This is a genomic window from Variovorax sp. GW822-FHT04A09 (genome assembly GCF_058801005.1).
Genome location: NZ_JBXAMV010000005.1, coordinates 169,327 through 183,434 on the forward strand (window position 1 = coordinate 169,327; position 14,108 = coordinate 183,434).

Below are 14,108 nucleotides of genomic sequence, written 5' to 3' on the forward strand. Positions count from 1 at the left end.
CCGGCCCTTCGGACCCCGATTAACCGCGGACTTCGCCCTGCCCCAGCACCACGTACTTGAGCGAGGTCAGGCCTTCGATGCCGACCGGGCCGCGCGCGTGGAACTTGTCGGTGCTGATGCCGATTTCGGCGCCCAGCCCGTACTCGAAGCCGTCTGCGAAGCGCGTGCTCGCATTCACCATCACGCTGGCCGAATCGACCTCGCGCAGGAAACGCTGGGCGTTGATGTGGTCGCGCGTGACGATGGCGTCGGTGTGGTGGCTCGAGTAGCGGTTGATGTGCGCAATGGCCTCGTCCAGCCCCGCCACCACCTTGATGCTGATGACGGCGGCCAGGTACTCCTCGGACCAATCGGACTCGACCGCATCGATCACCTTCGCCTGCGGATGGTGCGCCTCGCTGGCGCGCAGGATCGCGGCGGCGGCCGGGTCGCAGCGCATCTCGACGCCCTTGGCGGCGAAGATGGCGGCGATCTCGGGCAGGAAGTGGTCGGCCACCGAGGCCGCCACCAGCAGGCCTTCGGCGGCGTTGCAGGGGCTGTACTTCTGGGTCTTGGCGTTGTCGACGATGCGCAGCGCCATGTCGAACTCGGCCGTGTCGTCCACGTAGACGTGGCAGTTGCCGTCCAGGTGCTTGATGACGGGCACCTTGGCGTCGCGGCTGATGCGCTCGATCAGGCCCTTGCCGCCGCGCGGAATGATCACGTCGACGAATTCGGGCATGGCGATCAGCTGGCCCACGGCCTCGCGGTCGGTGGTCTGCACCAGCTGCACCGCATCGACCGGCAGGCCGGCTTCGGCCAGCGCCTCGGACACCAGGAGCGCCAGCGCCTTGTTCGAGTCGATGGCTTCCGAGCCGCCGCGCAGGATGGCGGCGTTGCCGCTCTTGATCGCCAGGCTCGCGGCCTCGATGGTCACGTTGGGACGGCTCTCGTAGATCATGCCGAAGACGCCGATCGGCACGCGCATCTGGCCCACGCGGATGCCGCTGGGCTGCTGCTTCATGCCGATGATCTCGCCGATCACGTCGGCCATGCCGGCCAGCTGCTCGCAGCCTTCGGCCACAGTGTCGAGGACCTTGGGCGTGAGCTTGAGCCGGTCGACCATCGGGGCCGACAGGCCGGCGGCCGTGGCGCGCTCCAGGTCCTTTTGATTGGCGACAGCCAGCGCGGGGCCGGCTTCGCGCAGGCGCCGGGCCAGCGCCTTCAGTGCTCTGTTTTTGGTAGCTGCATCCGCACGGGCCATGAGGAATGCAGCGGCTTTGGCTTGCAGACCGAGGGTCTGCATGTGCTCGCTGACGTTGAACGCGTTCATGGCGCGCATTTTCCCACGCGGACCTTCGGCCCGGCTGACGCGGGCCTTTTGATGGCGATCGACGGCGGGAGCGTCAGGCCCGGCGCGGCGCCGCGGCCGTGCTGCAGGCGCGGCACAGCATCAGCGCCAGCCGCTGCAGCGCCTGCCAGCCGCTGGCGGGCCAGTCGGGCTGCTTCAGGCCCTTGCAGATGCCGTCGACCAGGTGGGCTGCGCGCAGCAGCCGGGTCAGCATGCGGTCGTCCAGGCGCGGCAGCACGCGTTCGAAGGCGCGCTCGCGCGGGCCCCAGATGCGGTTCTCGCGCAGCGCCATCGGCAGCGGGCGGCCGGCGGCCATGGCGTCCTTCACGCGCTTGAGGGCGCGGATGTCCTCGGCGATCGTGTAGTGCACCAGCACCTCGGCCTCGCCCTCGGCCTGCAGGCCGTCGAGCATGCGCGCCACGCGCTGCGGGTTGCCGGCCAGCACGGCCTCGGAGAGCTTGAACACGTCGTAGCGCGCCACGTTGTTGACGGCGCCCTCGACCTGCTCCCAGCTCAGCTCGCCCGCCGGATGCAGCAGTGCGAGCTTCTGGATTTCCTGGTGCGCGGCGAGCAGGTTGCCTTCGACGCGGTCGGCAAAGAACTGCAGCGTGCGCTGGCCTTCGTCGCCGGGCATCACGCGCTGGTTCTGCAGCCCCAGGCGCTGGGCGATCCATTGCGGCAGCGCGGCGCGCTCGATCGGGTCGACCTGGATGCTCACGCCGTTGTTCTCGAGCGCCGAGAACCACGCGCCGGTGCGCGTGGCCTTGTCCAGGCGCGGCAGCATCACCAGCGTGAGCGTGCTGTCGTTGCCGGGCGCGCCCTCGGCCAGCTGCTGCAGCGCGACGCTGCCGTCCTTGCCGGGCTTGCCCGAGGGAATGCGGATCTCGACGATCTGCTTGTCGGCGAACAGCGAGAGCGAGCCCCCGGCCGCCAGCACCGCGCTCCAGTCGAAGTGCGCGCCGGCCACGGTGTACGAGCTGCGCTCGGTGTGGCCCTGGGCGCGCGCGGCGGCGCGGATGGCGTCGGCCGCCTCCTGCGCGAGCAGCGGCTCGTCGCCGTGGATCGTGTAAAGCGGCTTCAGGCCCTTTTGCAGGTGGGCGCCGAGCTGGGCACTGGCAAGTTGCATTGAAAAAAGAACGGAAGCGACGCTTACAGGGACTGCACCGCGGCCAGCCGGCGCATCAGCTGCTGCGCGATGTCGGCCTGCATGTCGCGGAACAGCAGGTCGGCCTCGCCTTCCTTGGCCAGCGCGTTGGTCTCGTTGAAGCTCAGGTCGCGCGTCTGCGAGACCTCGGACGCGGGCAGCAATTCCTTGCCGCCCGGCGTGCGCAGGCTGAAGCGCACGCGCAGGCGCAGCTGCAATTCGCGCAGCAGGCCGGCGGAGTTGGTCGAGATCACGAAGCGGTCGCGGTCCTCGCCCAGCACGACCAGCACGGCGTCGGCGGTGCTGGCTTCTTCCTTGGGGACCAGCGTCACGTTGCCGGCCGCGCGCAGCTCGCGCCGCAGCTGATTGATGAGCGCCGTATTGCCTTCGAGCGACAGCGTCTTGAACGCGAAGTTCGGCGCCTTGCGCAGCGCGAAGCCGCAGCCGGACAGGGCCAGCGAAGCGCCTGCCACGCCGAGGCCCAGGAGAAAGCCGCGGCGCGGCTGCGAGGCATTGCGAATGTTCATGCGTCTGTCGTTTCCGTCGTTCTGCAGTGTCGGGTTCAGATGACCACGTTGACCAGGCGCCCGGGCACCACGATCACGCGCTTGGCCGGCGCGCCTTCGGCAAAGTTGACGAAGTCGTCGCAGGCGAGCGCCAGCCGCTCGATCTCGTCCTTCGAGGCACCGGCGGGCACCAGCAGCTTGCCGCGCAGCTTGCCGTTGACCTGCAGCATGAGCTCGACCTCGTCCTGCGCCAGCGCGGCCACGTCGACCACGGGCCAGGGGGCGTCGAGCAGGTCGCCCGATGCCTTGTCGTAGCCGAGCTGCTGCCACAGCTGATGCGCGATGTGCGGCGTGGCCGGGTAGAGGCAGCGCAGCAGGATGCCGAAGCCCTCGCGCGCGGCGGCCGCGTCGCCCGCGCTGCCGTCGGACTTGAAGCCCTCGAGCGCGTTGAGCAGCTTCATCGCGCCCGACACCACCGTGTTGTATTGCATGCGCTGGTAGTCGTAGTCGATCTGGCGCAGCACGGTGTGCACCTCGCGGCGCAGGGCCTGGGCGGGCTTGCCGAAGCTCTGGCCGGCGAGCGCCACGGGCGCCACGTCGGCCTGGGCCACGCCGTAGCTCCACACGCGGCGCAGGAAGCGGTAACTGCCTTCGACGGCCGCGTCGTTCCACTCGAGCGTGGCTTCGGGCGGCGCGGTGAACATGGTGTACAGGCGCGCGGTGTCGGCGCCGTACTTCTCGATCAGGTCCTGCGGATCGACGCCGTTGCGTTCGCTCTTGCCCATCTTGCCCACGCCGCCGTACTCGACCTTGGTGCCGTCGGCCAGCGTGCCGCCAGTGATGCGGCCCTGCGCGTCGAGCACCGCCGTGACTTCGAGCGGCGGGAAGTAGTCCTTGCCGCCCTTCTCGTTGCGCTTGTAGAAGATGTGGTTGAGCACCATGCCCTGCGTGAGCAGCTTGGCGAAGGGCTCGTCGGCCTTCACCAGGCCCAGGTCGCGCATGACCTTGGTCCAGAAGCGCGCGTACAGCAGGTGAAGGATCGCGTGCTCGATGCCGCCGATGTACTGGTCCATCGGCATCCAGTAGTCCGCGCCCTCGGCGACCATGGCCTTGTCGTTGGTCGGGTCGCAGTAGCGCATGAAGTACCACGACGAATCGACGAAGGTGTCCATCGTGTCGGTTTCGCGCCGCGCGGCCTTGCCGCACACGGGGCACACCACGCCGGCGTGGAAGCCTTCGTGCTTGGCCAGCGGGTTGCCCGAGCCGTCGGGCACGCAGTCGGTGGGCAGCACCACGGGCAGGTCCTTTTCGGGGACCGGCACCGCGCCGTGTTCTTCGCAATGGATGATCGGGATCGGCGTGCCCCAGTAGCGCTGGCGGCTCACGCCCCAGTCGCGCAGGCGCCAGGTGGTCTGCAGCTCGCCCAGGTCCTTCTGGCCCAGCGCATGCGCCACGGCGGCCACGGCCTCCTTGTAGGTCATGCCGCTGAAGTTGTCGGAGTTGATGGTCACGCCGCGCTGCTTGTCGCCGTACCAGTCCTGCCACTTGTGATAGTCGAAGTGCGGCTCGTCGTCGACCAGCACGACCTGGATGATCTCGATGCCGTACTTGTTGGCGAAGGCGAAGTCGCGTTCGTCGTGCGCGGGCACGCCCATCACGGCGCCGTCGCCGTAGCCGATGAGCACGTAGTTGCCCACCCACACCGGCACCTGCTCCTCGGTGATCGGGTGCTTGACGGTCAGGCCCGTGGGCACGCCCTTCTTCTCCTGCGTGGCGAGCTCGGCTTCGGTCGTGCCGCCGCCCTTGCATTCCTCGATGAAGGCCGCGACCTTGGGATCGAGCGTGGCGGCGTGCGCGGCGAGCGGGTGCTCGGGCGCGACGGCGCAGAAGGTGACACCCATGATGGTGTCGGCACGCGTGGTGAACACGTACATGCGGCCGTCCTGGATGAGCTTGCCGCTCGCGTCCCGGATGTCATGGGTGAAGGCGAAGCGCAGACCTTCGCTCTTGCCGATCCAGTTTTCCTGCATCAGCTTGACGCGCTCGGGCCAGCCCGGCAGCTTGTGCTGCGTGTGCTCGAGCAGTTCTTCGGCGTAGTCGCTGATCTTCAGGTAGTAGCCGGGGATCTCGCGGCGCTCGACCGTGGCGCCGGTGCGCCAGCCCTTGCCGTCGATCACCTGCTCGTTGGCCAGCACGGTCTGGTCGACTGGGTCCCAGTTCACGACCTGGGTCTTGCGGTAGGCGATGCCCTTTTCGAGCATCTTCAGGAACAGCCACTGGTTCCACTTGTAGTAGCTCGGATCGCAGGTGGCGATCTCGCGGCTCCAGTCGATGGCCAGGCCCATGGCCTGGAGCTGGCCCTTCATGTAGGCGATGTTCTCGTAGGTCCACTTGGCCGGCGGCACGCCGTTCTTCAGCGCCGCGTTCTCGGCCGGCAGGCCGAAGGCGTCCCAGCCCATGGGCATCAGCACGTTGTAGCCGCTCATGCGCAGGTAGCGCGTGAGCATGTCGTTGATCGTGTAGTTGCGCACGTGGCCCATGTGCAGCTTGCCGCTGGGGTACGGCAGCATCGAGCAGGCGTAGTACTTCTTGCGGCTCGCGTCCTCGGTGACACGGTAGACATCGGCGGCGCGCCATTGCGCCTGGGCAGCGGACTCGACGTCGCTGGGTTTGTAGCTGGGGTTCATGACATCTCGGCAGGGCCCGGCTCGACGGCGGCCGGGAAGGCGGATTATCGCGCCGTGCGTGATCGTCCCCCGGGCTCCATGCCGGAATCAGGCCCTTTCCTGCGGCGGCGGGGCGGGCGTCCACTCGTCGCCGAACAGTTCCGGCTCGCTGTAGGCCTCCAGATTCGCCCAGTGGTGGGCCGCGTCTTCCCGGTAGAACAGGCTGGCGAGCCCCGCCGCCAGGCGCCGCGCGCCGTCGCTGATGGCCGGAATGTCGCCCGACACCGTGCCGTGCGACAGCGCCGCCGGGTAGCAGAAGCAGTGGATGCGGTCCAGCCCCGGACAGGCGCCGGGCGCGTTTTCCTGGAATTCGAAGGCCGGCCCGAGGTCGGGCGAATCGGTCAGCTCGCGGTCTTCATCACCGGGCGCGGGCGTGAAACGGTCTTTCCAGGTACGAATGTGCGCGGCAATGCCCGCGAATTCGGGGCGGGCGGCCCAGTCGACCTGGAAACCTGTCGACACGATCAGGAAGTCGAATTCGAAGTCGCCCTTGGGCGTGGTCACCCGCAGCGCCTCGCCCCGCGGCGCCACGGCTAGGATGGGGCAGCCGAAGTTGAAGAAAGCGTTGGCGTGCCGCGACACCCGCAGCGTGCTGCCGTGCGGCGGCGGCACGTTCAGCACGTTGATGTAGTGGCGGATGCGCCATTTCAGTTCGTCGGACAGGTCGTAGTGCCCCTGCGTGAGCCCCGGCACGCCGGCGCCCTTGCCCTTGTTGACGCGCGGCAGGTCGGGCCGGCGGATCAGCAGCTCGACGCTGTGCGCGCCGGCCTCGAGCGCGGTGGCGGCGCTGTCCATCGCCGAGGAGCCCGCGCCGACCACGCCCACGCGCAGGCCCTTCAGGCGCCCGTAGTCCATCTCGTCGGAGGAATGCGCCCACTTGGCACGCGGCAGGCCGTCGACAAAGGCGGGCACGGCCGGGCCGCCCAGGCCGTCGCGACCGGTGGCCAGCACGACGCGGCGCGCCAGCACGCGGCGTTCGCCGTCCGGCGTGCGCAGGTCCAGGCGCACGGCGCTGGCGTCGGGCAGCGGTTGCAAGCCAGTCACAGCGGTGTCGTTCCGCACATCCACGCCCATCACGCGGCGGTACCAGACCAGGTAGTCCATCCATTGCAGGCGCGGGATCTTGTCCATCGCGGCCCAGGCCTCGGTGCCGAACTGAGCCTCGAACCAGGCGCGGAAGGTCAGCGAGGGCAGCCCCAGCGCCGGGCCCGTGAGCTCCTTGGGCGAGCGCAGGGTTTCCATGCGCGCCGTGGTGGCCCAGGGGCCTTCGCGCCCGGCCGGCGCGCGGTCGAAGACCACCGCGCGGATGCCCTGCTGCGCCAGCGCGCCCGCCGCGGCCAGCCCGGCCTGGCCGCCGCCGATGATGGCCACGTCGAGCACGGGCTCGCCGTCGACCTGGCGCGGCGGTACCCAGGCGCGGGCGGGCCAGCCGAGGTAGTCGAGGTCCTGGGCGAGCCGGCGCTCGAGCGCGGCGAGGCCGATGGGTGGGGCGGAGGGGGAGAAGGCGGTGTCGTCGGTGGTCATCGGTCGGGGGTCGGGGCGGCAGCGCCCCGCCCTGCTGAATTTACCCACTTCCGCGCGGCGCCCGCCTGCCACAGCGTACCGCTGGCCCGGATTTCGCATGCCACAATGAATTTCGACCACAGGGGCAGGCATGAGCGGCAGCAACGGCGAATGGTGGCGGGGCGCGGTGATCTACCAGATCTACCCGCGCAGCTTCATGGACAGCAACGGCGACGGCGTCGGCGACCTGCCCGGCATCACGTCGAAGCTCGACCACGTCGCCCGCCTGGGCGTCGACGCGGTCTGGGTCTCGCCCTTCTTCCGCTCCCCCATGAAGGACTTCGGCTACGACGTGGCCGACTACCGCGCGGTCGATCCGCTGTTCGGCACGCTGGCCGACTTCGACGCGATGCGCGCACGCATGCACGCACTGGGCCTGAAGCTCATCATCGACCAGGTGCTCTCGCACACCTCCGACCAGCACGCCTGGTTCGCCGAAAGCCGCAGCTCGCGCGACAACCCGAAGGCCGACTGGTACGTCTGGGCCGATCCCCAGCCCGACGGCACGCCGCCCACCAACTGGCTCTCGGTCTTCGGCGGCTCGGCCTGGCAGTGGGACTCGCGCCGGCGGCAGTACTACCTGCACAGCTTCCTGGCCGAGCAGCCCGATCTCAACTTCCATTGCGCCGACGTGCAGGACGCGCTGCTCGGCGAGGTGCGCTTCTGGTGCGAGCGCGGCGTGGACGGCTTTCGCTTCGACGCCTGCAACCACCAGTTCCACGACGCGCTGCTGCGCGACAACCCGCCGGCCACGACTGCGTCGATCGACGAGGTCAGCACCGTGCGCGCCGACAACCCGTATGCGATGCAGCAGCACCTATACGACAAGAGCCAGCCCGAGAACCTCGTGTTCCTCGAACGCCTGCGCCGGCTGCTCGACGGCTACGGCGCGGTCGCACTGGGCGAGGTCGGCGACGAGAACGCGCCGCCGGTCATGGCGCAGTACACCGAACTCGGCAAGCGCCTGCACCTGGCCTACAGCTTCAGCCTGCTCACGGCCGACCACAGCCCGAAGCACCTGCGCCACCAGGTCGAATCGCTCGACACCGCACTGGCCGTGACGGGCGGCTGGGGCTGCTGGGCGGTGTCGAACCACGACGTGCCGCGCGTCGCCACGCGCTGGAGCGACGGCGCCGCGCCCGACACCCGCCGCGATCGGCTCTGGCTCGCGCTGCTGCTCGCGCTGCGCGGCAGCGCCAGCCTCTACCAGGGCGAAGAGCTCGGCCTGCCCGAGGCCGACGTGCCCTTCGAACTGCTGCAGGACCCCTACGGCCGCGCCTTCTGGCCCGAGTTCAAGGGCCGCGACGGCTGCCGCACGCCGATGCCCTGGACCACCGACGCGCCCCACGCCGGCTTCAGCACCGGCACGCCCTGGCTGCCGGTGGACGGCGCCCACCTGCCGCTGGCCGTCGCGCAGCAGGAGGCCGACCCCGGCTCGATGCTCGCCTTCAGCCGCGCGCTGCTGCACTGGCGCCGCACCCAGCCGCTGCTGCGCACGGGCGCGCTGGCGTTCGTCGATGCGCCCGCGCCGCTGCTGCACATCGTGCGCAGCGACGGGGACACGGTGCTGCATGCGATCTTCAATACGGGGAGCGAACCGGTGTCGATTCCGCTGCCCGAGCCGCTGGTGCCGCTGGCCGGCCACCCGCTCGCGCCGACCGCAACGGTCACCGCCGCTCCAAAGCCCCTGCTGACATTGGCGCCTTATGGCGTGTGCTTCGGCACGCCTGCCGAAGCAGGAGGACGCTGAACCCCATGCCCCCTTCTCCCTTCCTCCAAGCTGCCGACATCCATGCGCTGATGCGCGCCGAACACGGTGACCCGTTCGCCGTGCTCGGCCCCCACGAGACCGCCGACGGCCTCGAGGTGCGCGCGCTGATGCCCGGCGCGCGGCAGGTGGCCGTGGTGCATTCGCGCACCGGCTGGCCACTGTCGATCCTTGCGCGGCACGAGGGCTCCGACCTGTTCAGCGGCCTCGTGCCCGCGGCCGAGGCGCGCATGGGCTACTCGTTCCAGGTCGACTGGGAGAACGGGCACGCCTCGCGGCTCGAAGACCCGTACCGCTTTCCGTTCGTGCTCGGCGAGACCGACGTCTGGCTGCTGGCCGAGGGCACGCACCTGCGGCCGTGGGAGCGGCTGGGCGCGCACCTGCGCGAAATCGACGGCGTGAAGGGCGTGGCCTTTGCCGTGTGGGCGCCGAATGCGCGGCGCGTGTCGGTGGTCGGCGACTTCAACAACTGGGACGGCCGGCGCCACATGATGCGGCTGCGCCGCGAGTGCGGCGTGTGGGAGATCTTCGCGCCGCACGTGGCGACCGGCGACAGCTACGAATTCGAGATTCTGTCGGCGCAGGGCAAGGTGCTGCGCAAGGCCGACCCCTTCGCGTTCTCGTCGCAGTTGCGCCCCGGCACCGCCTGTGTCGTGGCACCGCTGCCCGCGCCCGTGCCGATGCCCGCCGGGCGCGCCGAGGCCAACGCGCACCAGGCGCCGATCAGCATCTACGAAGTGCACCTGGGCTCGTGGCGCCGCAAGCACCATGGGCAGGAATGGCTGGACTACCGCGAGCTGGCCGACACGCTCGTGCCCTATGTGCGCGACATGGGCTTCACGCACATAGAGTTGCTGCCCATCACCGAGCACCCCTTCGACGGCTCGTGGGGCTACCAGCCCATCGGCCTGTATGCGCCGACCTCGCGCTTCGGCACGCCCGGCGACTTCCGCCATTTCGTCGAAGCCGCGCATGCCGCGGGGCTGGGCGTGATCCTCGACTGGGTGCCCGCGCACTTCCCGACCGACGCGCACGGCCTGGGCAACTTCGACGGCACCGCGCTGTACGAGTACGCCGACCCGCGCGAAGGCTTTCACAACGACTGGCAGACGCTGATCTTCAACTACGCCCGCACGGAGGTGCGCAACTACCTCGTGGGCAATGCGCTGTACTGGCTGGAGCGCTACGGCGTGGACGGCCTGCGCGTGGATGCGGTGGCCTCGATGCTGTACCGCGACTACAGCCGCAAGGCCGGCGAGTGGGTGCCGAATGCGCAGGGCGGGCGCGAGAACCTGGAGGCCATCGATTTCCTGCGCCGCATGAACCGCGTGGTGGGCGTGGAGCGTCCGGGCGCAGTGACGATCGCTGAAGAGTCGACGAGCTTTCCTGGTGTGACGCGACCGCCGGAAGACGGCGGGCTGGGGTTTCACTACAAGTGGAACATGGGGTGGATGAACGACACGCTGGCGTATGCCGGGACCGATCCGGTCTACCGCAAGCACCATCACCAGCAGATCACCTTCGGGCTGATGTACGCGCACAGCGAGAACTTCGTGTTGCCGTTGTCGCATGACGAAGTGGTGCATGGCAAGGGGTCGATGATCGGGCGCATGCCCGGCGATGAATGGCAGAAGTTCGCGGGGTTGCGCAACCTGTATGGGTACCTCTGGGCTTATCCGGGGAAGAAGCTGCTGTTCATGGGCGGGGAGTTTGCGCAGTACGCGGAATGGAATGCGGACCGCGGGTTGGACTGGCACTTGCTCGAGCATGCGGCGCATCAAGGGGTGCGGCGGTTGGTGCGCGACCTGAACAACGTGTATCGGCACTTTCCTGCTTTGCATGAGCTGGACCATGAAGGGTCCGGGTTCGAGTGGTTGGTGCATGACGATGTGGCGCAGTCGGTGTTTGCGTTTGTTCGGCGGGCTCGGGATGGAGGGGTTGTTGTGGTGGTTTGCAACTTCACGCCTGTGCCTCGGCTTGGGTATCGGTTGGGGGTGCCTGTGGCTGGTTCTTACCGGGAGGTCATCAATACCGATGGGGTGGTTTACGGTGGGAGTGGTGTGGGGAATGGGGTGGTTGAGAGTTCTCCGGTGGGATGGCATGGGAAGAGCGATTCGATCGTGATCAGCGTGCCGCCACTTGCTACTTTGATGTGGGTGGTGGCTTGAAACGCTCTGGGCTGGTTTGCTTCCCGAGGCCGGGTCTCGGCCCGGCGGCCGACCTACTTTTCTTTGCTTCGCCAAAGAAACGTAGGCAAAAGAAAGGCGACCCTGCTGTCTGCGTCCCTTCGCTTCGCTACGGGCAACCTGCGGTGCTCACGTTTCGCGGGGTCTCGCCCAAACTCGCTTCGCTCAAACAAGGGCGAGCCCTGATCCGCGAAACGCTGCGCTCCTCGGCGCATACAGAAGGGGTTGGGATACCAACGGGCCATCGCTTCGCTCGGCCAGTGGGCCGCAGCAGGCGCTGCGCGCCTGCTGCGGCTGGGATTGGTCGCGGCGTTGGTTGGAGCATGAACGCGGGCGCAGGCGCGGGTGCAGATGTACCTACGAGCACCAGCACCAGCACCAGCACCAGCACCAGCACCAGCACCAGCACCAGCACGAGCACGAGCACGAGCACGGGATTTGGCCGTTGGAAATTCCCGGGCCGAGCGAAGCGACGGCCCTCCCGGTATCAAAGCCCCTCTGGCTGCGCCGAGGAGCGCAGCGTTTCGCGGATCAGGGCTCGCAGCTGTTTGAGCGAAGCGAGTTCTGCGAGACCCCGCGAAACGCGAGCACCGCAGGTTGCCCGTAGCGAAGCGGAGGGTCGCAGACAGTGGGGTCGCCTTTCTTTGCTTACTTTCTTTGGCGAAGCAAAGAAAGTGAGTCGCCCGCCGGGGCGAGTCCCGGCCTCGGAAAACAAACCCACGGGGAGGCCCACAACATGCTGAGCCCAGGCCACCCCCACCCCCTAGGCGCAACACTCACGCAGCAAGGCGTCAACTTCGCCCTCACAGCGCCATCAGCCAGCAAAGTAGAACTCTGCCTCTTCGACAGCACAGGCAAGAGCGAACAACAGCGCCTTCCACTCCCAGAATGCACCGACGGCATCTGGCACGGCCTGCTTCCCAACGCAAGAGCCGGCCTGATCTACGGCTACCGAGTCCACGGCCCGTGGGCACCCCATGAGGGGAAGCGCTTCAACCCCGCCAAGCTCCTCCTCGACCCTTACGCCCGAGAAATCCTCGGCCACTACAACGGCAGCGACCTCTTCCTGGGCCACGCCCCCACAGACCCGACCCAACGCGACCACAGGGACAACGCCCCCATCGCCCTCAAGGCCCGCGTCACAGCACCCGCCAACGCCCCAAGAACAGCAGGCCAGGCTCACATCCCCCCCACCGACCGCGTCCTCTACGAACTCCACATCCGCAGCCTCACCCACCAGCACCCCGGCGTTCCCGAACCGCTCAGAGGCACCTACGCAGGCCTCGCAGAACCCGCCCTCCTCGACCACCTGCAACGCCTGGGCATCACCACCCTCAGCCTCATGCCCGTGCAGCACCGCGCCGACGAACAGCGCCTGCTCGCCAAGGGCCTGACCAACCACTGGGGCTACAACACCATCGGCTGGTTCGCCCCCGAGGCGCGCTTCTGGAGCGCCCGCCCCGGCACCACGCCTGCCAGCGAGTTCCGCGCCATGGCCGATGCGGTGCATGCGCGCGGCATGGAGCTGGTGATCGACGTGGTCTACAACCACAGCGCCGAAAGCGACGAACTCGGCCCCACGCTCTCGCTGCGCGGCATCGACAACGCCCTGTACTACCACCTGCGCCCGGACGACCGCGCCCTGTACGAGAACTGGGCCGGCACGGGCAATTGCCTGAACCTCGGCGAGCCGCGCGTACTGCAACTGGTGATGGACAGCCTGCGCTTCTGGGCCTGCGAGATGGGCGTCGACGGCTTCCGCTTCGACCTCGCCCCGGTGCTGGGCCGCGACACGCAGCGCGGCTTCGAGGCGCGCGCGCCCTTCTTCGCGGCCATTGCGCAAGACCCGGTGCTGTCGCGCACGCTGCGCATCGCCGAGCCCTGGGACCTCGGCCCCGGCGGCTACCGGCTCGGCGAGTTTCCTCCCGGCTGGCTCGAATGGAACGACCGCTTCCGCGACACGCAACGCGGCTTCTGGCTGCGCCAGGGACGCGAGGGCGCCGCCGGCCTGGGCGACTTCGCGCACCGCTTCACCGCGTCCAGCGCGAGCTTCGCGCACGATGGCCGCGCACCGACCGCGAGCGTCAACTTCATCACCGCGCACGACGGCTTCACGCTGCGCGACCTCGTGAGCTACGAACAGCGCCACAACCTCGCCAACGGCGAAGACAACCGCGACGGCCATGCGCACAACCTGAGCACCAACTGCGGCGTCGAAGGCCCGAGCGACGACCCCGCCGTGCGCACGATGCGCGCGCGCCTGCAGCGCACGCTGCTCGCCACGCTGCTGCTGTCCCAAGGCACACCGATGCTGCTGGCCGGCGACGAACTCGGCCACAGCCAGGACGGCAACAACAACGCCTACTGCCAGGACAACGAGACCACCTGGCTCGGCTGGATCGGGCTGTCCGACCCGGCCAGCGAACGCGCGCGCCTGACAGCCTTCGTCGCGCGGCTCACCGCGCTGCGGCGCGAGGCGCCGGCGCTGCGCAGCACGCGCTGGTGGCCGGCCGAGCCGCCGGCCGACGGCGCACCGCCGGGCCTGCGCTGGCTGCGCCCCGACGGCCAGCCGATGGCGCCGGCCGACTGGCACGCGGGCACGGCCCTTGCGATCCTGTTCGGGGATGCCGAAGGCGCTTGGCTGGTGCTGGTGAATGCGGGCCCGAGCCCCGTCACCTTCACGCTGCCGAATGGAGACTGGCGCTGCTGCCTGGCGACCGATGCCGAAGACCCCGACGCCCTGCGCACCGCGCCCCGCCCGCTGGGCCGCACGGCGCAGGTGCCGGTTTCGAGCCTCTGGCTTGCAAGAACGTAGGAGCCAAGCCCACGGCGCAGTGCCAGACTCGGTGCGGACACTCTGACGACGACGAACTCAACAAGCGAAC

The 14,108-nt window shown here is 68.9% G+C and carries 8 protein-coding genes; 3 read left to right on the forward strand and 5 right to left on the reverse strand.

Going from position 1 to position 14,108, the window contains the following annotated elements; translation table 11 throughout:
* Positions 1 to 19: 19 nt before the first annotated feature.
* The 5 genes from AC1RLW_RS24195 to AC1RLW_RS24215 all read right to left on the reverse strand — a co-directional run bounded on the left by AC1RLW_RS24195 (position 20) and on the right by AC1RLW_RS24215 (position 7,230).
* On the reverse strand, positions 20 to 1,312 hold the full coding sequence (locus tag AC1RLW_RS24195; protein WP_493195438.1) for a glutamate-5-semialdehyde dehydrogenase: 1,293 nt from the start codon (positions 1,310 to 1,312) through the stop codon (positions 20 to 22).
* Between the two features lie 73 nt (positions 1,313 to 1,385).
* Positions 1,386 to 2,456: a DNA polymerase III subunit delta gene (holA, locus tag AC1RLW_RS24200; protein WP_062477727.1), complete on the reverse strand. Its 1,071-nt coding sequence runs from the start codon at positions 2,454 to 2,456 to the stop codon at positions 1,386 to 1,388.
* A gap of 23 nt (positions 2,457 to 2,479) precedes the next feature.
* Positions 2,480 to 3,001 (reverse strand): LPS-assembly lipoprotein LptE, encoded by a 522-nt coding sequence (locus AC1RLW_RS24205; protein WP_062477729.1) that lies wholly within the window; start codon positions 2,999 to 3,001, stop codon positions 2,480 to 2,482.
* Between the two features lie 35 nt (positions 3,002 to 3,036).
* Positions 3,037 to 5,667 carry a leucine--tRNA ligase gene (gene leuS / locus AC1RLW_RS24210; RefSeq protein WP_493195439.1) on the reverse strand — a complete coding sequence of 877 codons (2,631 nt, stop codon included), beginning with the start codon at positions 5,665 to 5,667 and terminating at the stop codon, positions 3,037 to 3,039.
* 87 nt (positions 5,668 to 5,754) lie between these two features.
* A complete protein-coding gene (locus tag AC1RLW_RS24215) occupies positions 5,755 to 7,230 on the reverse strand; it encodes an FAD-dependent oxidoreductase (protein WP_493195440.1) in 1,476 nt (491 codons plus the stop codon).
* Between the two features lie 130 nt (positions 7,231 to 7,360).
* On the opposite strand from AC1RLW_RS24215, the gene AC1RLW_RS24220 reads away from it, so the two are divergent.
* The 3 genes from AC1RLW_RS24220 to glgX all read left to right on the forward strand — a co-directional run bounded on the left by AC1RLW_RS24220 (position 7,361) and on the right by glgX (position 14,038).
* Positions 7,361 to 9,019 carry an alpha-amylase family glycosyl hydrolase gene (locus tag AC1RLW_RS24220; RefSeq protein ID WP_493195441.1) on the forward strand — a complete coding sequence of 553 codons (1,659 nt, stop codon included), beginning with the start codon at positions 7,361 to 7,363 and terminating at the stop codon, positions 9,017 to 9,019.
* 5 nt (positions 9,020 to 9,024) lie between these two features.
* Complete coding sequence (glgB, locus tag AC1RLW_RS24225) at positions 9,025 to 11,205, forward strand: 1,4-alpha-glucan branching protein GlgB (RefSeq protein ID WP_493195442.1); 2,181 nt, start codon at positions 9,025 to 9,027, stop codon at positions 11,203 to 11,205.
* A 754-nt stretch (positions 11,206 to 11,959) separates the two neighbouring features.
* Positions 11,960 to 14,038, forward strand: a complete 2,079-nt coding sequence (gene glgX / locus AC1RLW_RS24230) for a glycogen debranching protein GlgX (protein WP_493195443.1) — start codon at positions 11,960 to 11,962, stop codon at positions 14,036 to 14,038.
* The last annotated feature ends 70 nt before the right edge of the window (positions 14,039 to 14,108 follow it).